Raw genomic sequence first — 22,531 nt, forward strand, 5'->3', positions numbered from 1 at the left:
CATTGTAGTGCTCAGGACAAAGAATCCTCGTCGTGCTTGACCGCGAGGAGCGATATCCCGTTCGGGTTCCTATCACCCTCGCGCTTGCGCCGACGAAGGCGGGGAGGCCAACGTGCGGCAGGGCGCACCCTCGGTGCGGCCCTCGAGCCGTGATCTCGAGCCGTGAATGGAACACCCGAGAGCATGAAAACGATCTCGTACGAGGCGCATGGACACGTGTATCACCTCGTGGGCGCGAACGCCGATCTCTGGCAAATTGCCACGGAGTGCCCCAGCATCTTCGCCGGAGACGACTTCGATGTGCTCGCAAAAGCATTCGGCTCCACCTACGACAACGAGCGCGTGGCAGCTTCGAAGCTGCTGCTCACCAAATTGTGGATGGCCCATCCCATGCTGGGGCCGTACCCATTTTTGGACTGTTTGAGCAAGTTCGAGTTCGAGCGGCAGTTTCATAGCAAGTACCGCGATCACGTTTGCCATCAGCTCAAAGTCTATTTGCTGGGGCTGGGCGTTTTGTCGTGCTCTCCCCGTTTGCGCGACGAAGTGAGCAAGCTGGTCGGAGAGCGAAACCTCGATCTCGTCTGGCTGGTGACCGCGGTGTTTCACGACATCGGGTATGTCATCGAGAGCGAACACTCCCAGCCAAGGTCCAAAGTCTGGACGCGGGTTCGCGAAGAATACGACGGTGCGATGCGCAGCCCGCTGCGAGCGGTCATCGAGTCGCGCGGCCTTTCGGCTGCAACGGAGCAGCAGATTCAAAAGGCTTACGCGATTCGAACGCCGACCTTGGACGGCATGGGGGACCTGGAGCAAGACGCCTTCTTCCAGGCGTTCAAGGAAGAGGGCATTCGGGCCAACCTCGGGCGATTCATCCAAGGTGACACGACCACGCCCGTACAGCGCTACTTCACCTACGCGCAAAAGACGGTGAGCGGGCGCCCGCCGTTCAAGGATCACGGCGTTGCCAGCGCGCTGCTCCTCGTCAAGACATGGCTGGATTTCGATGCATACCTCGATCAAATCGTCGCACAACGAGCTCCGTCCCAGCCCCATCAAAACGCCCCCGCGGCGGCCGCGGAGCTCGATCGGCTCCGTCCTTCCCTCGACCGTATGATCGCGAGGCGGCGAAGGCTGAAGAGGCAAATCCTGCGCGCGGCCGGGGCCATGTCCCTTCACAACATTGCCCCCGCGCAATGGGATCACGCGGACGCGGGGGATCACGGTTTGACATTCGACATCTATCGGATCGCCATCGGTAAACATGGCGCGGGCACGAGCAACCCGCTGGCGTTCCTGCTTGCCTTCGTCGACACATTGCAAGATTGGGACCGCCCGACGTTCTCGGAGACCCCCAACGACGATGCACTTCACTCGCGCGATATTTCGATATTCCCGAACAAGGGTGCCGGCAAGGTCTTGGTGCACGTCAAAAAGGACGCCGAAGAATTCAGCGACCCATCGCGTTCGAAACATGCAAGATACACGCGTGTCGTTCGCTGTTTGAAAGAGTACCTGGACCACGACGACGTCGACGCGCTCATCGCCTGGGCACCCAATGGGACCGAAAGGCCATCCAACGTGCCGCTATCGCCGGCCTCGAGCCCCGGCCCGAGCTCGCATTCGGGCTCGGGCCCGTACTCGAGCCCCGCGCCGTATTCGAGCCCCGCGCCGTATTCGAGTCCCGCGCCGTATTCGAGCCCTGCGCCGTATTCGAGTCCCGGCTCCCAATGGGAGCTCGACTTCAACGCCATCATCAAGATGCCCGCCGTCGACCCGTGGCGTTGGGCGGCCGTCGTATTGACCCGCGACGAGGCATCCCGTCATGGCGATTTGATGGACTCCCTCAAGCGCGGCGAGGGCGATGGTCGGCCCCGCTACATCGAATCGGGGTTTGCTTACTGGGGGATCGTACCGACGAATCGATGGAGAGAGACGTGCCAGGATGCGTTCTATCTGGTGATGAGGAAGGGCATCGAGACGTTTCAATCGCGATGGAAAGAGCTCCTCACGAAGTTCGGGGAAGGATTGCCGCGGGTCTACGCGAGCTACGGTGTGGGAACGGGAGAGAAGGATCGCGTGGTCCTTGCTACCTTGAACGCGGCGCGGGATCCGCCGGTCTATGTACCCGTCGACATGAGCTTGGACATGCTCGTAAAGGGGGCGAAGACCGCGTCGGTGGGGGTGATCGAGATGAGCAGGGTGGTGCCGTTGCAACTCGACTTCTCATCGACCACCGAGCTGGGCACCATCGAGGAGCTTCGAACGAAGCTGCTCGGCGACAGGCCGATGTTGTTCTCGTTGCTCGGCAATACACTCGCCAATTTCGCAGACGACATGGCGATCCTGAAGACGCTCGCGGAGCCGATGACGAAAACGGATTTGATGCTCCTCGAGCTCGCCGTGACCAAGAAGGTCGACGCCACGACCGCCAGCAAGGCAGCCGTCGAATACGTCAACATTCCCAGCTTCGAGAGCTTCGTTCGCAGCGCCCTCACGCAGCATACGGATCTGCCCGAAGGTCGGCTCACGTACCAAGGGAAGGTCTGCCGCGACAAAGGCGTGCTGCAGATCGACATGAACTACGTGAGCTCTGACCGGCACAAGGGCCGACTCATCGATGGATCGATGATCCAGGTGGAGCCGAACGAGAAGATTCGTTTGTACCGCAGTCGGAAGTACTCCGTTACGGCTATCCGACGGCTTCTGCAGCAAGCGGGGCTGCGCGAGATCGCAAGCACGCTGCAGTGGAACGAGGGAAGCTCGCCATTTGGTCTCTACTTGGGATTGTGCCGGAAGTGATCAAAGGCTGAGGCATTATCTCGACGTTGTCACGACATCCGCTGTCGACAGGGCATCGGACTTGGAATGCGCGCGCCCCCCGCACGAAAGGCCAAGCCAGCCATTGGGGCGGTGGATGCGCTCGCGCATCTCATCAAGCACATCCCGCCGGAGCCGCAGCTCGCCACACTCGTGGAGAGCGTTCCAAGCGCAGACCGCTGGCGCTTCGAGCTCAAGTGGGACGGGTATAGAATGCTGGCGTATTGCGACGCGCGTCACGTCGTCCTTCTATCCCGGCGGGGACTGGATTGGAGCGCCGAGTTCCCCCCGGTGGCCGACGCGCTGCGCAAACTCCGTCTTCGGGGGACCGTTCTAGACGGTGAGGTCTGCGCCATCGACCCCAAAGGCATTCCAAGCTTCAACCTGCTCCAAAATCGACGAAGCGACACCCCGCTCGTTTACGTCGCGTTCGATCTCCTCCTGCACCGCGAGAAAGACTTGCGCGGCGAGCCGCTCGAGAGCCGGCAAGAGGCCCTCGACGCCTTGATCGGCCACGAGACCTCGCGGACCGTCTTTGCCTCCACCTTCACGGAAGGGGATCCGGCAAAGCTCCTTCGCATGGCCTGTCGCTCGGGGTACGAAGGCATCATCGCGAAGCAAAAACAGAGTCGCTACATCGCGGGGAGGTCGCGGACCTGGCTCAAGGTCAAATGCAGCAAGCGCCAAGAGTTCGCGGTGGTCGGGTACCTTCCGATGGTCGGAGGACGCGTCGTCGGCGCGCTGCTACTAGCCATTCGCGAGGGCTCGCGGTTCGTTTACGCAGGCCGAGTGGGGACGGGTTTCTCGAGCGCGCAGCGCGCCGAGCTCGCACGTCGATTGGATCGCGATCCCGTCGATGGGCCCGAGGTCGACGAGGTGCCGCGGGATGTGGTCGGGAAGGCCATTTGGTCGAAGCCGCGAATGGTCGTCGAAGTTTCCTATCTCCAGAGGACCTCCGGCGAATTGCGGCATGCATCGTTCAAAGGCGTGCGCGTGGACAAGAGCCCCGAGGACTGCACGTGGGAGGTGGCCGACGAGCCTTCCCGAACCTGACCCTTCGCGGATGTCCGGACCGGGCGCCTGATCCGGCGCTTTGGAAAAGGCAAGTACCGGATGGCCGGTGCGCCGTAGCCGTTTCACAGCTTGTTCTCGCTGGCGTCACTCTCTCCTCCAGGGCTACAACGCCACGGTGGGCAACGTATCTGCGCTCGCGTCGACGGCGGCAAGGACGGAGTGGACCTTGGCCCAGCAACCGGCAGCCCCGGCTCGCTGCATCAAACAGCCATGTCTGCTCTGTCTGCTCTGTCTGCTCTACCACGCGCCGGCCTGGTGATGCTCGTGGCGCTATCGTTCGCGAACCTTGCAACGTTCGCGTGCGGTGGTGCTAGCGGTGGCGCTCCCTCGGGCGCCCCCGCCGATGAGGGAGAGACGCGCTTCGATGCGGGTGTCGACGCAGGACGTTTCGAATACGATTCGGGCAGCGCCGCTCCGCCACGGATTTTCGATGGCTCCATTGCAGACGTTCCCGTGGAGATGCCAGACGCCAGTGCTTGGATGCCACGCGGCACCTTGGCTGGGAACTATCACACCGTATGCAGCGTGCGCCGAACGGGTTCTGTCGTCTGTTGGGGCTGGGGCGGCAGCGGTCAATTCGGCGTCAACGACGCCGGAACCGGTCCCGCGACCATGCCTGGCATCACGACCGCCGCGAGCGTCGGCCCCGGAATCGACTTTACCTGCGTCGGCCTGAGCACCGGAAATATCCAGTGCATTGGCGCCAATGGTTCGGGCGAGCTCGGAAATGCCAGCGCGCCGGGCCAGTCGAATACCTTGGTCGTGGTGGACGGAATCAACGACGCCATTTACGTGCAAGCAGGCTACCGCTACGCGTGCGCCTTGAAGCGCTCCGGCACCGTCTCCTGTTGGGGCTCCAACAGCCATAAACAACTGGGCCCCGCGGCCGAGAGCCTCGCGTTCTCGCGCGCCCCCGTGCATGTGCCGGGGAGCGAGGGGAGCATCGGGCTCTCCGTGGGCTCGACGCATGCGTGTGTCGTCAAAGCCGATCGAAGTGTGCATTGCTGGGGGAACAACGATGGTGGGCAGCTCGGTGCCCCGGGGTCGAGCGGATTGACGATCGCGACCCCCGTGAAGGTGCCAAATGTCAGCAATGCCGTCATGGTGGCCGCAGCCGTAAATATGACATGCGCCATGGACGATGCAGGCGCCGTTCGATGTTGGGGCTGCGACAACGGCGGCGGCAGTTGTTTCTCCGCACCAAATCCGGTGGCCGGTCTTTCTCGAACGCGGGGTATCGCGGCAGGTGCGTATCACGCTTGTGCGGTTCGCGACGATTCGAGGGTCGTATGTTGGGGATACAATTCGCAGGGGCAACTCGGCGCGGCGGGCCCGGAGCGCTCCTCGACACCGCTGGTGGTGCCCAACATTCGAGATGCCGTCGCCGTCAGCACGGGGGCCGAAACATCCTGTGCGCTTCGTGCTTCGGGTGGGGTTTCGTGCTGGGGGGAGAATCATATCGGCCAACTTGGGACGCTGGACGCGGGGCCGCGCAGTGCGATGCCGGTGGATGTTCCGGGGCTTTAGGGGGGCGAGTGGGGGGGCTCGGCGCATCGGCCGAGGGCGCGGCTCGTTGGAGAAGTGCGAAATGACGTGTACCGATACTGCGTGAACCGTGGGTACATTGAATTGGAAATGGATTGAATCGATGTGCTGCCTTCGCGGGGGCCTCGCGGTACACCGAGCCAAGAAAGTCCGTCCGGTACAACGTCTCGTGGCCGGTGGGTGCAGGGGGGTACGCGGAGCTTCTCGTTGGCGCCGGGCGAACCGAGCGACCTCGTTTCACCTCCGAAGGCGGCCGGGATCCGCCTCCCGCGGCAAGAAAGCGCGACCGGGCTTGTGCGTCGGAGCGCACTGGGCTACACACGGAGGCTCACTGGTTGGCGCCCGTAGCTCAGTTGGATAGAGCGATGGCCTCCGGAGCCATAGGTCGCAGGTTCGAATCCTGCCGGGCGCGCCAACGGATAGCAGAAGCGGAAGAAGCAGACCCAGGGTTCCGAGCCCTGGGTTTTCACGTTGCGGGCTGGAATTTAGGCTTTCGTTGCGGCTGGGCTCGTTCTGACAAAGAATGAGAACTGGGTGTAGAATGCACGCAAAGGAGCCGCTTTCGCTTGCTCAGGCTGCTTCTCGACGGCTCAGACAAGTCGAGACCGGTTCCGGCCGCTCCGAAGGTCTGGGTGTTCTTAAGAATTAAGAATGCGCCTTAAGAACACTAAGAGCGAGGGAACGAGCAATTGAGCGCGCTTCTTTTGCGGTTTGCTCGTTCTCGCCAGCTTCGATGGTGGTCGGGTAGTCGTCGGGCCCGGCCATGACAGGGTACTGCTCAGCCATCGACAGGCAACTTGTACAGACAAGGTCGCCCGATTCGTGGCGGGGGTCGAGCACGAGCCCGCGTAGGCGTACTCTTCCCAGCATGGCGGTATATCGCTCGGATTCCTTCCTCGCACATTTGCCCGCCGATCTTCCTCTTCGCGAGAGGGTGTGGCTTGAGGGAGTCGGTTTCTCCGTGGCCGTTGCCGACCTCGCCTTCGAGCGCCTTCGCGCCTTGCTGCTGCAGATCTCCGACGAAGGACTGCGAGCAGCCGAGAGCATTCCGTTGGCGCTCGCTGACGCTTGGACCTACGTGGACGGCGCTCATCGCCTGTCGGATTTGCTCGGGTGCGGAGCGGGTACGCTGGGCACTTCCGATCTAGGGCGTCTCGGACGCGATTTCACCAAGGCGAGCAAGCCGATCCTCGAATTGCGGAATTCAGTGCAACACGTCGGCCACACCGAGTTCGCGCGCGCGCAGGCCACCGGCATCCCTATCTGGGGCGTCGTCTCGTGGGCTGCGGTGATGCCGCAGGACCGTATTCGAACGTTCTCCCTTTCATCGGGAGGAGGAGGGAACAAGATCGAGCACCAGCTCGTGAATCCGCTCGGCCGCTCCTTCGAGGCAAGGCTCGACCACGTGCATCTGGAGGCATTCGGCGATCGGGCCAACCTGAGTGGCTCGCATCGTGCCATGGCCGCTTTCGTCAACGAGCTCGAGAACGTGCTTGTGGGTCGGTTTGCGGACGCACGGCGCGACTGGCCCGGAGGGCTCGTCTCGATGGATATTGACCTATCGACCAATGCGCTGGAGGAGGCCCATGAACGTGCTCCCGGTTCCACTGATTAGACCGTCAGCACATGCTCTTCAGCCGCCCTTCTTCGTTGGTTTCTTCAGTTTTCCTTTTGACCCCTGCGAGATTTGCGCTTCAAGGTCCGCGAGGTACGATGGCAGCATTATATCAGGCTCGCACGTCACGGGGTTGATTGGGATGTTTGTCATTAGCTCGATATCAGCCACCTTTTTTCGCAGAATGCGAGGCAACGCTCCCGGCTCGGATAGTGCCAAGACATCGTCCAACGTGAGTACAACTATGGGCACCCCTTCTTTCGCGTGAAAGAGCGCTTGACGTAAGCGGGCATCGTGCAAGCGCAATGTCTTTTCCTGTCCCCGTGGAAAACCCGTGGCACCCTGGATTGTGACAAATACGCCGAGAGCGCCTTGCTGAGCAAAGTTGTGTCTCAGTAGCGAGCACATTCGCGCAAACTGAGCATCATTCACTTTGTCTTTACGCGCCTTCGCTTCAACAATGATTGCTCCTTTATTCCTATCGATGCGTATCGCAATGCACATGTACGCGGCCACGTTAAATTGACCCACGACGGCCACCAGAAATTGACCCACCCGGCGGAGCGAAGCGCGGGGGGGAGCAGTTTCGGCCAGGGAAAATTGACCCACCCCTGAAAGGGGTGGACAGGCGAGCGGGCGATGGAGTCGTCGTCCGGGGATGGTGCCGATGGACGTGGTGGCAGTGATTCGACACAAGGTGGCGAGCGAAGGGGTTCCGATTCGAGAAGTGGCGCGGGAGCTCGGATTGTCGCGAAACACGATTCGGCGATACGTGAGGGCCAACAAGATTCCGGTTCCAAGGCCAGAAAAACAGGTCCGACCAAGCCCGGTGCGCGACGAGGTGGCCACGGCGGCCGCGGCTATCTGGCGAGCGCGCCGATCCTTTACGGCGGGCAAACAGCGGCTGACGGCCAAGCGGCTGTGGGAGCTATTGCGTGAAAACGGGCACACGGCGAGCGAGCGCACCGTGCGGCGATTGGTGGCCGAATTCCGGAGCGGTGAGCGTGAGGTGACTGTTCCCCTGGTGTACACGCCGGGCGAGCTCGCACAGGTGGATTTTTTCGAGGTGTGGGTCGAGCCCTCGGGGATTCGCCAGAAGGCGTGGATGTTCGTGATGCGCTTGATGCACTCAGGGCGCGACTTCGCCATGCTCTGCGCGCAACAAGACGCCACTTGGTTCTTAGCGGCTCACGTTGCGGCGTTTACCTACTTCGCGGGGGTGGTGGCCGCCGTGGCCTATGACAACTTGAGCGCTGCCGTGGCCAAGATCCTCGTTGGGGCGCCACGGCTGCTTCGGCCCCGATTCGCCGCGCTTTGCGCCCACTACGCCTTCGAGCCACGTTTTTGCCGCCCCGGCGAAGGCCACGACAAGGGAGGAGTCGAGCGCCGCGGAGGACACGTACGTCGCCAGCATTTGGTGCCCATTCCGCGCGGTGAATCACTTGCCGCCATGACCACGGCTTTGCAAGCACGCCTCGATGCTCAGCATTCGCGCAATCCGATGTACGTCGAGGCCTGGGCCCGCGAGCGCAGCGCGCTGCGGCCTCTCCCAGCGCCTTTTGACGGCCGCCAGGTGCGCACCGTGCAGCTTCGCCACCACGCCAGCTACCTCGTCGCGGGCGCTCACTACTCGGTGCCCAGTCGGTGGTGCGGTCAGATGGTCGACCTATTCCTAGGCATCGACACCGTCACCTTCGCCAAAGGCGACGAGACCATCTGCCATCCTCGCGTGGCCTTCGGTGGCCGAAGTATCGACTATCGGCATTTGTTACTGCCACTATCGCGCAAGCCACAAGCTCTGCGCCAGGTCGCTCACGAGTTGGTGGCACAATTCGGCTCACCATGGCCCGAGCTCTGGGAGACGCTTTGCAATCGGTATTCGCCCGACCTGATCGAAGCTGCACGAAGACTGGCTCCGTGGTTGGAGCGCGCTGACCGCGAGGGAGTCGGTCGGGTCAAGCGAGCCATCATCACCGCCCTTGCGTGCGGTACGCTGGTGCCCTTTCTGCAACGCACAAGGCGCACCGAAACCCTCGCCGCTGTCCCGCTGGCATTATCGGAATACGCGGTCGAGACGCCCGACCTATCGCGCTACGACGTGCTTCTCGAGAGGGCATCGGCATGAGCACCGACAACGTGCTCTTGGCCGCCGTACGCGCCCATACGCGCGTACTCAAGCTACCGACCGTCGCACGAGAGTGCGAAACGCTGGGACGTCAATCGCTGGCCGAAGGCTGGTCACCGTTGCAGTACTTGCGGGCGTTGCTCGACGCCGAGCTCGCGGTCCGCGCCGAGCACGCGATTGGGCGCCGCATGCGAGCGGCTCGTCTGCCCGTACAAAAAACGATGTCGCAATTCGATTGGCGGAGGCCACACGGTCTCGAACGCGCCCGCGTCGAAGACTTGGCTCGTGGTGCCTGGATTCCGACGGCGCGCAACATCGTGATCTTGGGCCCCGTGGGCACCGGAAAAACGCACTTGGCCATCGCGCTCGCCATCGAGGCCATCAAGCGCGGTCACCACGTGCTCTTTTACCGCGCCTCCGACTTGGTCCGGGCACTGACCGAGGCCCGGGATGCACGGGCTCTTTCTCGCCTGCAAGAGCGACTGCGAAGGGTTTCACTCTTGGTGGTGGACGAACTTGGCTTTGTACCGTTTGAAAAAGCCGGCGGAGAGCTGCTCTTCGACGTCTTGTCCACCCGGCACGAGCGGTGCGCAACGGTGATCACATCGAATCTTGCTTTTAGTGAATGGAACCGGGTCTTCGTCGACGACAAGCTGACAGCCGCTCTCCTGGATCGTCTGGCCCAGCATGCGGAGGTCCTCGTCACTCGCGGTCCGGGAGACCGTGTCCCGGCTGCGGCCACCAAAAAGACAGATTCAAGATCTGACGAGAGCAAACCCAAAGCGACCCAGGAGGTGCCGGCGCTCACGCGGTGAGTGCCCCCCATCGCGGCGGGGTGGGTCAGTTTTTGATGGCCGAGATGGGTCAGTTTTCGGTGGCCGTTGACAGGAGGGGCCGGCGTTCCGGAGATTACGGTGGACGGCGGCCGCGCCACGGTGGGCGCGTCGAAGGCGGGGTTCTCGGCCGCGTATTCCGACGCCGTCCGAGGGGCGATTCCAAACGGAGCCGAGGGCGGATTCCAATCCGTGCCGAGGATCAGTTCCAACGTGAGTCGGGGGAGCGTGAACCCAGCTTCGCGCCGCAGTGCCTGGTTCGCTCTGGAAGCATGTTTCGCGGCGCGAGGCAGCCCTGCGTCATCGAGCCGAAGGCTCAACGACTCGGGCTGCGCAAAGGGACCGGAGGGTGTTGGAATCGCTCCCCGGATGGATTGGAACGCTCCCTCGGATTTCGTTGGAATGGATCCTCGGATGGATTGGAATACGCACTCGGCCGAGAAGCGCCAACTTTAAATCGGTTCATGAGACGTCGTGGAGCCAGTCCTGCCAAGGGCGAAGGGCATCCTCGAGGACATCGTCGTCCAACACGATTGGACCAATTCTCTCGAAGCCTTCGCCCGGCGGCTCGATGGCAGCGTTCTCCTCGATGGAGTGCGCGAACGACAGCACCCTGCGGTTCATGGTACCCCGATATGGACAGAGGAGCACGTGCGTGCCGCGGCGAATAAAAGTTGTCGCGACATCCGCCACTAGCTCGATCGGGATTTCGCCTTCAGCAAAATGGAAGTCAACACATCGCTGGCGTGACCCATTCGGCAATTCAATCTCGTAGGTGCGAGCCCCGGTGCGAGTTGGTCGATGAATATTCATACATATTCCGCCCTGCGAGATCTGCTGCCACTCGTATGGCATCTTCACCGGATCCGGATTGCCTGGCTCCCAGCAGCTCTCGGGCTCATCCTTCCAGATGCGCAAAAGAGCCACGTCTTTCGCGAGGAAGCTGGATATCGACTCTCGCTCCACGCGACAATTTGATCCCCCGCTGCTGCTGTCGACCCTGCGCGCAATGGTCAGAATGGGCGGTCCGGGCGAGCGCGTCTGCCACGAAAGATATATCGGCGCATTGGCGGCGTCAGGTCCGAGGAACGTAGTTCCTGCGAACACCAACATGTCCACAACTGGTGCTCTCGCAGTGATCGTCGCGAGATGCCATTCGTTGCCCGTCTCGTCGATCCCTTGCTCGAGTCCGACAGAGAGCCCGGTACGTACGTGCTTGTACCAGTGCCCGACACCGAGCCACCCTTTGGGTGGCTTCACACGGCGAGGGGCGGTCGAAGTAAACTTCGGAGCGTCTCCGCGCGACGCAATCTGCAAGCTCAACTTAGCGTAATACGCTTTTTGCTCGCGCGCCAGAAGATTTTGTGCATCGATTTTGGTCAATTCGCAATTTGCCTGATTGTCGTCTTTTAGACCATAGGTAACCTGAATACCCTGTCCATTTTCTTCAAAGAACGCTCTCGCATCACCCAGCGGCTCGACCGTCACCCTCGCGCCGATGCCGAAGCAGGCTTGGGCCGCGTCGATTGCGCGCGAAAGATCGAACTCGTGATTGGCCAGCGGCTTTATTTGAGCTACGAGCCTCTCGCCGATTGGCTCGTAGCCGATCTCGACCAGAACGCGCAGGTCCGGGTTGACGAGCACGGGAGCAGCCATCGGGTCCAACTCGGCGCTGCTCGTGGTGGCAGGCGGCCGGCCGACACGTCACAGCGGTTCGTTTCGAGCCTTCCGCGTCGCTGAGGGGCGCTCCGAGGTATGATGCATCGAGTTGCAACGGTCCCAAGCAACGTTGCAGCGCGCAACGTGCAACGCTCCAGCGGGGCACATGCGCGTCTTTGTAGGGTCGAATGCGCGGCTCACAAGTTGCGTCAGCTCGTTCAATCTCGGGAATGTCGGAACGCGGTTACTCATTCGATGACGGAGGCCTCATGAACGGCGGTCGTATCTTCGCGCAGAAATCCCAGCCACAGACCGCGGGGAGTCTCCGTGCGTCACCAAACCGTTTCGCGGACAAGATTCCACCGGCGTTTCTTCCGGAGCCGAGTGTTCGTCGGTTCGACTTCGAGTCGATTCCTGCCTACGGCCCCCAGGCGCCGCGTCCGCACGCGCTCTTCGCGATCAACGCGCCGCACGCACTCTGGCAGCGCACGACGAGGGATGCTCGCGTTCTGCAAGCGAAACTCGAGATCGGCGCCTTCGATGATCCGCTCGAGCGTGAGGCCGATCGGGTCGCCGACGCGGTCATGCGCAGCCCCACAGCGATCGCCACCACCACCGAGAGCGCCACCGTGCCCGCGTCTGCCGCAAACGCCGTCCAACGCAAGTGCGCTCTGCGCCGGGAGGACGAGAACGGAGACGCCGCGATCCACCGAAAAGTGCAGAATGCCGTCGGTGCAGGAACGGTCCCCGCGGCACTACCGAACGTCGGCCACGTGCTCCGCTCGCCCGGTCGCCCGCTCGACGCGCCCGCGCGCGAGTTCATGGAAACGCGGTTCGCTCGCGACTTCAGCCACGTGCGCATCTACGATGACGCACAGGCGCATGAATCCGCAGCGTCGGTGCATGCTCGCGCATACACCGTCGGGCAATCCATCGTATTTGGGGATGGCCAGTACCACCCGGAATCTCCTGAAGGGAGGAAGCTGCTCGCGCACGAGCTCACGCACGTCGTGCAGCAGACCGGATCGGCCGGGAAGACGCATTCCGATGCCGTGGCGCACGACCTCTCCTCCGCGCCCGCCGGCACGGCCCAACCGAAGCTCGTCGCCACCGGCGATCGCGCGGGGTTCGCGTCGGTTGCCAATACGGTGATCGGCGTCCAGTTCACGGTGCGCGTGGCCGCCGACGGCGAGGTCACGCTCGCCGGCAGCAACGTGAGCGGTCCACTGACCGCCGACGCGCAAGAGCTGGTCCGTGTGCTTCGCGATGTCATCGGCAACGCGGGCACCACCACCATTCGTTTCATTCGCGGCCAGACCTCCACCGACGCAGCCGACGCGCGCGTCTTCGTCGGTAGTTTCCCGCAATCGAAGATCGATCTGGATGACGTGCTGGCGCTCGGGATTCATACCTCGGGGTACAACGCGGGCGCGGCGCTCGCGCACGAGATCTCCGAGGAGCTCGAGAAGCATGTGACGGGCGCGGACTTCGGTCCCGCGCACGCAATCGCGCTGAATGCCGAGGCGCGGGCTGTGGGGGCGACGCGGATCGCCGACACGGCGCGGGTCATCAACGCGACCACGCTCGAGTTTACCTTCAGCTACCGTTACCCCGACGGCAGGATCCTCGACCAGGTGATGACCGTGACCAACGGCAACATCACCAACGTGGTGCGCACATGGCGGCCCTAGCGGCGCGACGCGGCGGAGACGACGACCGAACCGCGCGGTTCCGGAGGCCATCCCTGAGCGGGGGGCTGTGCTCGTTCCTCGTGGGGATTGTTGTCGCGGCACCCGGCTGCTCGCGGGCCCCCGGGGATGGCGTTACAGTTCACGAGCAGGGCCGGGAGGCAACCATGGAACGATCGGTACGAGCGCTCTCCAACCACCATGTCATCTGGGACGGCAATTCCTTTGGGTTGACCCCGACGCTCACCGCCGAGGCGGCGAAGTCGCTGTCCGAATGGGGCGACGCGCTCCCCGCGCTCGTGGCCGCGCTCTCCGACCCCGACCGCTTCGTCGCCGCCCACGTGCTCCTCACGCAGCTGTCCGGCGTGGAGCACGGCACGTTCCCTTTGTGGAATGGGCTCGCGGTCGAGTTACGCGCCGACGGCACCACCGTCATCCACCCAGAGCAGCGCTTCGAGCTGGCGCGTCGCTGGGAGCGCTGGATGAAGGCGAGCCCTCACCCGAAAACGCTGCCGCCCGAACAGTGAGCGTATCTAGGTGGTGCTGTCGGCAGTGTCGAACGAGCTTCAACGCGGGTCGCCGTTGGGGACGGCGAGTCGTGCCCTACGCGCATCGCGATGATGTTCAGACGCTCACCCGGCCTCGGTGAGGTCGCTGTTGGGGCGGAGAAATCACGCCGCTATGGGACAAGCGGCATTGGCCGGACGACGATCCGGACCGGGTGGCCACGTCGGTGTCACCGCGCGAAGCGTGAAGCGCACGTGATTCGCCGTCCGAGACGGCGACCTGGAAAACGAATCGCAGGAGCAAGTGAGGATCAAAACGGCGTCAGCACGCTAGAAAGGGGGAACTCGGGTGGTGACCATGCCGTACCGTTTCGGCCCTCGCTTGCACCCGCGAGGACATGGGCTTTGCAGGAGCTGTCGGCTGCCGAAAATCAATGTACATCGGGTTCGGGGATGCGGAAGAGAGACACGCTGTACGTGTTGCTGCAGTGTGCATTACTGAATCGTGCGGTACCTATTGCGCTCCACCAATCCTTCGCCCAGCGAAGGTCAAACGAATCCGTGCCGGCCGCGCAGACGAACATGGATGTCGTCCGGCAAATGTCCGCTTGCACCGTGAAATGTACCGAGCACCCCTCGTACCGTCGGTCCGTGAGCACCCCATCAACGAAGGAGAGCTCCTTGTCGGGCGACGCGTGAGGGCAGCCACCATCGAGGTGCTCGTACTCGAGATCATACGTGGCCGTTGCCGGCGGCTCGCACGAAACGGCGACAGGCTTTCTCCACGATTCGTACGCGCAGCTTGCGAGCAGAGCTCCGAAGCAAACCGCCACGGCTTGGTAAACGACCCTACGGGCAGCCCTCCGAGAGCGTGCGAGCTTCCACGAGGTCTGACTCGTACTTAGGATGGTATAGTGCATTGACGTTAGTCGATTGGTGTAAACATTTGTGCGTCCGGGGCGCGAATGGCACGCAGAAAACGAAAAATCGTGCGTGGACAAGATGATCGTGCGCTACGCGTGCGTGCATCCCGGCGCGCTCTGATCCCCAACACGAATCAACGCACATCGGCGTCCGGTATTCGGACGAGCGCCGAACGCCAATTGCGATGCTTCCGGTGCATGGGTGAGGATCGAACGGTCCCGACATGTTGAGGAGTGACAAACACGCAAGGTCCTTCAGACCCTCACCCGCGCGCCGAAAACAGTGGGAAAAATTGTCGGTGCGGTTCAATGACGAACCAAATGCATAGGCTCACGTTGCAAGTCTGCAATCTGTCATCGTCGCCGTTCAAGACGGAAGAAGGAGGCGGATCCGGCAAGAGGTGTCACGATGGCATCGGCCGTTGCCAGAGCTCGCGCAGTGGCTAGCTTGGAGTAGTGCGCATGCTCGAGCTCGCGCGAACGCCTGCACTCAGGCGTGCCAATTCTGCATGATCCGCCGGGGACATAAATACCGTCCGCTTCGTGGCGAGCGTTGTCGGCGCCAATCTGGAAAGGGATGGCGGCGGCAAAACATGCGATTTCGACGACCGCAACGCAAATGCAACGAAGGTTCAAGGACCGCGACCGCGATGCATCTGCGAGTGTGATGTCTGGAATAGTCGTCTGTGAGTATTTATCCCCGTTCATTTGTGTTTTAACCTTCGGCGGTCTATCGACCTGATGGCTCCTATGATGTCGACCCGTGCACCGGCGGGAACAACCCTCAAGACTTTTGCGCGAGGACCGAAGTGGCAGAGCGAATCCGAACCAGCGAGATGGTCGGCACCGGCTCACTCTGCCACTTCGATCATCGCTTGAGTCAAGCGAAGTCTCTCCATCTCGAGTCAAACCTTCTCGCCGGGTGCGGTGCACGCAAGCACATCTCCCGCACCTACAGCCCGTATGCGCCCTTCGGCGAATCCAACGATACAAAAGCCGTGCAGGCGGACTTGATCCATAACGTACATCAATGATGTGCCGCTCGGTGCTCGTGAGGGGTACGCGCCTCAGCTTATCGTAGCGAAAATCAAAACCAAATATCTCATCGCCAGGATTGGAGGGGGAGGAAGCTTCTGGTGCTGTGACGTCAAGAGAAACGGTTGAATATGCACATAAATGTCCTGCGCGCGTTGGTCGGCACCACAAAGGATCAGGAGCAGCCGCTCCGACGAACCCGGCCGCATCACCGTCTCGTCGATGGCATCCTTCGCGCCCGGCAAGAGCCGGTCGAGTAGCTCTTGTTCGGCGGCGGGATGATGGATTCGCCCATGCTGTCAACTCCACCGCTCCGCTCCGAGGATGGCTTCGCCGCTGCAGATTTCGACTACAGCCATTCTGTTGAATACTCGTGATCTCCAGCTCTCTGTCGTGCATGGCCCTCATTGCAACCTACGTACCGAGCATCGCTTTCGGACCGATCGTCGAGTGATGTTATTGATTCGAGCAGATCGTTGTTTAATCGACATGGTATTAGGTGTTTGGAGATCTTCGAGCGCAGCAAAGAAAGTGAACAGATTTGTCGGATGAGATGTGTTGGCGACGCACATCCTGGCGGTGAAATCGACAAATCTCGAAATGATGTTTTGCCGTCTCGCCGGGGACCTCGTTGACGCCGTGATCCGTCCGGCGGCCCCGTCGAGTGACGTCGCGACGGGGCCTCGGGCATGAACTCCCCCATCCTCTGCTACGGGCTACCTCGACGACAGGGGCCTGCGCGTCGTGCGCTGGCACTCGCATCCACCCCGACGTCCCCCGGACGTCGATGCGACCCTCCCGCTTGACGAGCGTGCCCTGCACTTCTCCCCGCGTCACGCGCGCCCACGAGCCGGACCCGGGTGCGCCTACGCGCCCGCCGTCATCGACCTGCGCTTCAAACGCGAGCAGGTGCTCAAATGGACAATCGTCATTGCGGCGCGGAAAGATCTGCACGTTGGGCGCGGCCACCATGAATGACAACGCCGTCATCGCACCTTCTGGCGGGGGAGCGTGTTTTCCTTGTCGCGGCCGCTCCTGGCAGCGACATTACGAAGAGGATGATGGCACCTAAGTCGGCGCTCGCGTGCAATTCACGACACCTGAGTATCCACGCGCACCCACGCCGGCCACTTCTCATCGCGCCCGATGCCCCGCGGGCAAAAGCTCGAGGCGATCACCAAGATTGCTGAGCCGCATCTCGCGCGCGGTCGGTTCCGGGCTCCCGACGAGCTGACCGCGTTCCTGATGCCCCAACGATAACGTGGAGTCGCCGGGCCGCGTTCACGACGGAGAACGCGGCTCGGTCCGCATAACGCGGGGCTCCGCATGAGGGCACTTTTTCGTGATCCTTGCCGGTGGCGATCCGTTTTCTTCGCGTACCAGGCCAAGCCGTCGACGATCACGACGAACCGCAAAATTCGAGGCAAATTGCGGAGAACAAACAGATTCCACATCCCGGAGAAGATCGGGCTGATTTATTGAGCCGTGCGGGTGCTGCGTGTGGAGATCGTCCAAAACACGATCCTTGCGTGCCAACTGCGGCCTACCCGTTGAGCAAATTCGCCGCGCCGTTGTCGGATCCGCATGATCACCGCGCGAGCGCTCTTAGGACATCGGCCGAGAGGGGCGGTACCTCAGTTCCCATCCCTTAGGCGACCCCTCTCACCTTTATCATGCGGCCGGAAGAAACAGAGGCTGCCGGTCAGCGATGACACCGTGAAACCCGGAATGGATGTACGCAACGAGATCCAACTCGCGATCGAGCACCATGACCAGCTCTTTCAGCTCACACAGACCCACCGCGCGATGGGCAAGGACGTCCCGACACATCGCAACCAATGCGATGCCTAGGTTTCATCGCGCCGATCAAGAAGAGCCTGACGTTCCCGGCCTCGGTTGCCGATGCCGGAGCTGCGCAGCGGGGGATTGCACTGGAAGCGGCTTGGGGGCCGTAAAGGAGTGTCGACGATGGCCACCATGTCGTCATGACCCGCGGTTGGCGAAGCAACGTTTTGTACAGACGCTTTCAACGCGGATTTCAACCTGCATGCCGGGTGTCGATCACGCACGCTTCGCCATGACATCCGCGGTAGCTCGTCGACGGGAGCATACCGCATTTAGTCAAATGCAGTCCGCGGCACTCGACTTTCGCAGCTTGCCGTTTCAACGTTAGCCAGGTTCGCGGTGCCCTATCATTGATCACCCCGAGCCATTTCATATAGGCTGAGCTTTGGCGTTATGGAGGGGTCACCGTGAGTCGAACCTATTGGGGTATCGTGCTTCTCGTATGGCTCGGGGGTTGCGGTGCTCCACAAGCAGCTCCGCCTCCACGAGCGCCGCATCACCAGAGAGCCTTCCTGGTGGAAGATCCTACGTTCGAGGTGTGTGAACGCGAGGCATTCATGTCGCTTCTGGCTGCGCGGAATGCACTCCTTTTTCATAGCTCCCGGGAATCATTGCCGGGCGCCAACAGCGACGATCTATTCATTATTCCAATGATTAATGAATCATACGGAAAAATGAAAAACGAAGACCTGAGCAATCACGGAGTGTTTGCAGCGGAGAAGTTCTACCAGTGCGCCGATCGTGAGAAGCTGTCCGTATCCAAGGATCCAGACGGCGCGGCCGTTTGCCTGGGGCGACATGACATTTTATTCTTCCTGGATGCCGGCCGGCGGGAAGGACAAACCCAAGAACAAGCGAAGGCGCGCACCAAAAGCATCTTGAAGCGCGACTTGACGAGCACCTACCCGAGCGCGCTCATCGATGAGTTGACGCCCATGGTATATCGCACCAATAGCGCTGACGAGAATTATGCATTGCGCCGCTTCGTCTTCGAAACGTGTCTGTTTCCCACGGAATGGAAAGCTTGGTGGAATAGCTTCAACGCGGAGAAAATCAAATAACGCCTGACCCTGTGAAACCTCGGTGGACCGCTGCGGTCTGCGGGAACGCCGCAGGTGGATCCGCGCTTCGTGTTCGACGCGACCACCATCTATTGGGTTAAAGCGCCAGGACCTGCGCATGTGCAACAAATCGCGATTGATTGGAGGATCACGGTCATGAATATTTTACGAACAAGGCATTTGGCGTGGGTGCTTTCGGTATGCACAGCCACGGTGGCGTGCCTCACCGACACGGATGGTGGAACGGGAGCCAACACTGGGATCGATGGTGGAACGGGAGCCAACACTGGGATCGATGGTGGAGCGGGAGCCGACACTGGGATCGATGGTGGAGCGGGAGCCGACACCGGGATCGATGCTTCAACGGTCCCTGACCCCCGGGCCAAACCGTGCCTCGTGAGCGACAATATCTTCGTAATCGCCGGCGACGGCTATGTGCACCGAGGGTCGCCGCTCGTCATTCGCGGCGGTGCCGGTTGGGTGATCTCGGTATCAAATGCCATCGACAATATCCCATCGTACCTTTGGATACGCCCTGGTGCCAATTGGAGTGCCGAATTTTCGACGAGGTCACTCGGAAGGCCGCTCTTGCCAGGTACGTACACGGATGCCCAACGCGCGGCGTTCACGGATCCGAACCACCCCGGGCTCGACATCAGCGGCGACGGCAGGGGTTGCAATACCATCACCGGGCAATTTCAAGTCATCGAGATGAGGTCGAGCCTTTCCGACGCGGGAGCCCCCGTCGTCGAGTCGTTCACGGCCGTGTTCGAGCAGCACTGCGAAGGGGCAGCGGAGGCAAACACTGGTTGCGTGCATGTTTCACAAGCTCCCCATCGCTCGGCGCGATCGGACTAGGATTCCATGGGACGCGCCGTCCGCCAGCGCGCGAGCACGTCGCGGAGGTGATTCGCGGCGCACGTCACGGGGATAACCAATATCGAAGGCGCGTTCGCTTGCTCAGACTGCTTCTCGACGGCTCGGACAAGTAGAGACCGGTTCCGGCCGCTCCGAAGGTCCTGGGTTCTTAAGAACGCCCCTTAAGAATCTTCCACGGAGACCCGCCGTAGAATCGCATCGTTCGGAGTTGGCGCACGCCCACCTTCCGCTTGCAGCCGCCTCCCCGCGCGCTGAATGAAGTCCGGCCAGCTTGCCGTGCGCATCGAAGCGTTCTGCGGAGTCGTGTCGCGCACATTTGCGCGACGTCCAGCGCTCATCGCGAGGCGAGACGTGCCTACAATGCCTCACGCGGGCTTGCGCGATCAAGAGCGGCCTATGTTTCTGCCATCACATTGCCGTTGCGAGTTGCAACGTCCCCGTTGCGGGTTGCAACGCGTGCACGGTGGCTAAAGGAGAACAACGCGCGTTCCCGGGCGGGCGGACGCGCATTGCTCCGAGGGATGCCAGCGCCGGTCCGCTCGGGGCCGCCGTCGGTCGTGAGCTCGCGTTTCAAATAGCTTGCGCGGCGGGATTCGATCTCCGCGCGCCAGGCACGCTCGCCCTCCTCGAGGCGTTCGATTTCGAGCTGACAGGCGTTTCGTTCGTCGTCGCTTTGCGCGGTGGATAGCGCGAGTTGGGCGCGAGCGATCCCGCCCGTCCAGTCCTCAGAGCGGGCGAAAACCCTCGCGTCCTCCAGGATCTGGCGAATCTTCATCGTCATACTCCCTTGACCCAAGCGCGCGCCCGAGGGCCGAGCGTTCGAGCCCACTTCGCGAGCCTCTCGAAAACTGTAGCCGGCCGCCGCGACGGGCGAGCGAGCGCTGTCGATGTGGGGTCGGGCGTCGATGCCGCCATCGGCTCGCTCTGCGAGCGAACCGCGATTCGCCGCCGTCGCGCCGACGGCACCTTGCCGATCCGAATCCGAAGGACGTCACTGCGAAGATCGGCCGTTACGTCGAACGCGTCAGCGCCGTCGGGAAGCGCGAGTACGTGGCGAAAGGCGCGCCGTTCGCGGTCGAGGAGCCCGCGTTCCCTCTCACCACGGACCTCCAGAACGTGTCCACGCACCTCGATGGCGATGTCTTTCTTTCGAAATCCGGGTACACCGCGCTCGATGTGATATGCGTCGTCCGTCTCGCGCCATGTAGGCCCGTCGATGTCGATCACCGACGGAAAGGCCCACGCCGCGAAATCACTCTGCGGCGGTAATGGGAAAAGTGCGTCGTAACTCATCATGGCCGCTACTCCTTCTAGATGGCAATGCCGACGGGCGGCCACGTGTGCGGGCCGCCCATCGGCCTCCGGATCATTCTTTCTTTTCTGCAAGCTGCGGGTGCGAGCTGCCTGATCCAATTTGGATCTTGCGCGGCTTCGCCTGCGGCTTCTTCGGTACATGGATCGTGAGTACGCCGTTCGACAGATCCGCCGTCATCGCGTTCGCGTCGACGAGCTCGGGAAGCGTGAAGGATTTGGCGAACGCGCCGTAGGCCCGGCCCAGCCAGACCCTATCCTTCTCGCCGCCCGAATAGGTGCGCTGCCCCTTGATGGTCAGCGTGCTCCCCTCGATCGAGACGTCGAGCTCCTCGCGAGCGACACCCGGAACGTCGCACACGAAGATGATCTCGTCGTCGGTGGCACGAACATCGATACCGGGATCGAACGTTATCTTTGCACCTGTCCCGAGCGCCGTACCCGTGACGTCGTTCATGACGTCATCGAGAAAACGGTCCAGGATCGGGAAGGCCTTCCAGGTAGTGAGCATGGCAATCCTCCTTTCGAATTCGATTTTGAACCAATAAGTTCTCGAAAATGGCTGTCAAGTACAGTGCCACCCGAGATCAGGGAGCGAGCAGCACGTCCACACGACGGTCTTTTGCCCAAGTAACTTCGTCCGTGCCCGTCGAATCGAGCTCGCCGCGCGACGTCTCGTGCAAGCGATTCGCGCCGACGCCCAGAGCTTTCAAGTACGTCGCCACGGTGTCGGCGCGCCGAGCGCCCAGCGCCATGTTGTATTGCTCCGTGCCGCGTGGGTCCGCGCGGCCGACGAGTTGGATCTCGTGCCCTGCCAGCGGGCCCGTGGTCAGACACTTGCCGATCCGCTGCAATGCATCACGGTCGGACGGCGCGAGCTCGTCCGAATCGAAGTCGAACTTGGGCGCCTGCTCGATATCCGCGAACGCGAGCCGGCACGTCTGCGCGATTTCGTCGGAGACGGCGACGCCGGGTGAAACCGATTGCAACTTGCTGGACGGAGCGGTCGGGGCCGGTGCGCTCGTGATGATGGTCGTCGATGGGGGTTCGGGCGCGCGCGCGGTCTTCTCCGTCCCAGCGCACGCCGTCGCAAGGACGACCGCGGACAGCAGGGTTGGGATGGCTCGCATCATGGCGCATCTCCACTAACCCCAGTGCTCACCTGGGTCGATCAAGCGTCTTGCTCTTTGGCTCGAGGCATGATCTGGTCGCGGCATGGCGGAAGCGCACCCTCTTGAATTGAGAGCCAGGGTCGTCGAGGCGTACGAAGCTGGCGACGGAAGCTATGCGGTAATTGCCGCTCGATTTCGTATCGGTGAGGCGAGCGTCAAGCGGTGGGTTCGTCGAGGGCGTCGTGGCGTGCCGCTCGGCGCCGACCCGAAGCGAGGCGGAACGCCGTCCCCGATCGGCCAGGGCGACGTTGATGCGCTTGTTGCGAAGCTGCGCGATGCGACCGCTAACGAGATTACGGCGGAGTTCAATCGGCTTCGCCCGCGGGGCGCGCGAGTTCATGTGTCCAGCATGAAGCGCGCGCTGCATCGGTATGGGTACGTCATCAAAAAAAACGCCGACGGCCGTTGGAGTGTCAGCGACCCGACGTCATAGCCAAGCGCCG

17 protein-coding genes and 1 tRNA gene are annotated in these 22,531 nt (G+C 62.1%); 13 read left to right on the forward strand and 5 right to left on the reverse strand.

The annotated features are described in order from the left end of the window. The first annotated feature begins 183 nt into the window (after positions 1-183). The 6 genes from LZC94_01845 (at position 184) to LZC94_01870 (ending at position 7,051) form a co-directional block, all read left to right on the forward strand. Positions 184-2,799: an L-histidine N(alpha)-methyltransferase gene (locus tag LZC94_01845; GenBank protein WXB16023.1), complete on the forward strand. Its 2,616-nt coding sequence runs from the start codon at positions 184-186 to the stop codon at positions 2,797-2,799. Positions 2,800-2,865: 66 nt separating this feature from the next. Continuing rightward, positions 2,866-3,870, forward strand: a complete 1,005-nt coding sequence (gene ligD / locus LZC94_01850; GenBank protein ID WXB16024.1) for a non-homologous end-joining DNA ligase — start codon at positions 2,866-2,868, stop codon at positions 3,868-3,870. A 136-nt stretch (positions 3,871-4,006) separates the two neighbouring features. Beyond that, a complete protein-coding gene (locus tag LZC94_01855; GenBank protein WXB16025.1) occupies positions 4,007-4,150 on the forward strand; it encodes a hypothetical protein in 144 nt (47 codons plus the stop codon). A 353-nt stretch (positions 4,151-4,503) separates the two neighbouring features. Further along, positions 4,504-5,418 carry a hypothetical protein gene (locus LZC94_01860; protein WXB16026.1) on the forward strand — a complete coding sequence of 305 codons (915 nt, stop codon included), beginning with the start codon at positions 4,504-4,506 and terminating at the stop codon, positions 5,416-5,418. A gap of 356 nt (positions 5,419-5,774) precedes the next feature. Then, a tRNA-Arg gene (locus LZC94_01865) sits at positions 5,775-5,851 on the forward strand. Positions 5,852-6,304: 453 nt separating this feature from the next. Then, on the forward strand, positions 6,305-7,051 hold the full coding sequence (locus LZC94_01870) for a hypothetical protein (protein ID WXB16027.1): 747 nt from the start codon (positions 6,305-6,307) through the stop codon (positions 7,049-7,051). A gap of 18 nt (positions 7,052-7,069) precedes the next feature. Here LZC94_01870 and LZC94_01875 read toward each other — a convergent pair whose 3' ends face one another. Beyond that, complete coding sequence (locus LZC94_01875) at positions 7,070-7,606, reverse strand: hypothetical protein (GenBank protein WXB16028.1); 537 nt, start codon at positions 7,604-7,606, stop codon at positions 7,070-7,072. A 103-nt stretch (positions 7,607-7,709) separates the two neighbouring features. Here LZC94_01875 and istA point away from each other — a divergent pair, with 103 nt between their 5' ends. Together istA and istB are read left to right on the forward strand one after the other, a co-directional pair. After that, entirely contained in the window at positions 7,710-9,176 is a 1,467-nt protein-coding gene (gene istA, locus LZC94_01880; GenBank protein WXB16029.1) for an IS21 family transposase, read from the forward strand. Continuing rightward, complete coding sequence (gene istB / locus LZC94_01885) at positions 9,173-9,991, forward strand: IS21-like element helper ATPase IstB (GenBank protein WXB16030.1); 819 nt, start codon at positions 9,173-9,175, stop codon at positions 9,989-9,991. The genes istA and istB overlap by 4 nt, the downstream gene beginning before the upstream one ends. Positions 9,992-10,471: 480 nt before the next feature. On the opposite strand, the gene LZC94_01890 is transcribed toward istB, so the two are convergent. Further along, the gene (locus tag LZC94_01890) at positions 10,472-11,665 is read right to left on the reverse strand and encodes a hypothetical protein (GenBank protein ID WXB16031.1); all 1,194 of its coding nucleotides are present in this window, start codon (positions 11,663-11,665) and stop codon (positions 10,472-10,474) included. 272 nt (positions 11,666-11,937) lie between these two features. Here LZC94_01890 and LZC94_01895 point away from each other — a divergent pair, with 272 nt between their 5' ends. The 4 genes from LZC94_01895 (at position 11,938) to LZC94_01910 (ending at position 19,584) form a co-directional block, all read left to right on the forward strand. Further along, complete coding sequence (locus tag LZC94_01895; GenBank protein ID WXB16032.1) at positions 11,938-13,359, forward strand: DUF4157 domain-containing protein; 1,422 nt, start codon at positions 11,938-11,940, stop codon at positions 13,357-13,359. A 164-nt stretch (positions 13,360-13,523) separates the two neighbouring features. Continuing rightward, a complete protein-coding gene (locus LZC94_01900; protein WXB16033.1) occupies positions 13,524-13,883 on the forward strand; it encodes a hypothetical protein in 360 nt (119 codons plus the stop codon). A 4,297-nt stretch (positions 13,884-18,180) separates the two neighbouring features. Continuing rightward, positions 18,181-18,726, forward strand: coding sequence for a hypothetical protein (locus tag LZC94_01905; protein ID WXB16034.1), 546 nt, complete (start codon positions 18,181-18,183; stop codon positions 18,724-18,726). A gap of 54 nt (positions 18,727-18,780) precedes the next feature. After that, positions 18,781-19,584, forward strand: a complete 804-nt coding sequence (locus LZC94_01910; GenBank protein WXB16035.1) for a hypothetical protein — start codon at positions 18,781-18,783, stop codon at positions 19,582-19,584. A gap of 415 nt (positions 19,585-19,999) precedes the next feature. On the opposite strand, the gene LZC94_01915 is transcribed toward LZC94_01910, so the two are convergent. The 3 genes from LZC94_01915 to LZC94_01925 form a co-directional block, all read right to left on the reverse strand. Then, on the reverse strand, positions 20,000-20,380 hold the full coding sequence (locus tag LZC94_01915; GenBank protein WXB16036.1) for a hypothetical protein: 381 nt from the start codon (positions 20,378-20,380) through the stop codon (positions 20,000-20,002). A 591-nt stretch (positions 20,381-20,971) separates the two neighbouring features. Beyond that, positions 20,972-21,427, reverse strand: a complete 456-nt coding sequence (locus LZC94_01920) for an Hsp20/alpha crystallin family protein (protein ID WXB16037.1) — start codon at positions 21,425-21,427, stop codon at positions 20,972-20,974. 76 nt (positions 21,428-21,503) lie between these two features. Then, the gene (locus LZC94_01925) at positions 21,504-22,049 is read right to left on the reverse strand and encodes an OmpA family protein (GenBank protein ID WXB16038.1); all 546 of its coding nucleotides are present in this window, start codon (positions 22,047-22,049) and stop codon (positions 21,504-21,506) included. An 82-nt stretch (positions 22,050-22,131) separates the two neighbouring features. Here LZC94_01925 and LZC94_01930 point away from each other — a divergent pair, with 82 nt between their 5' ends. Beyond that, positions 22,132-22,521, forward strand: a complete 390-nt coding sequence (locus LZC94_01930) for a helix-turn-helix domain-containing protein (protein ID WXB16039.1) — start codon at positions 22,132-22,134, stop codon at positions 22,519-22,521. Positions 22,522-22,531: the final 10 nt, after the last annotated feature.

It is taken from the genome of Sorangiineae bacterium MSr11954 (genome assembly GCA_037157815.1).
Classification (GTDB): Bacteria; Myxococcota_A; Polyangia; order Polyangiales; family Polyangiaceae; genus Pendulispora; species Pendulispora albinea.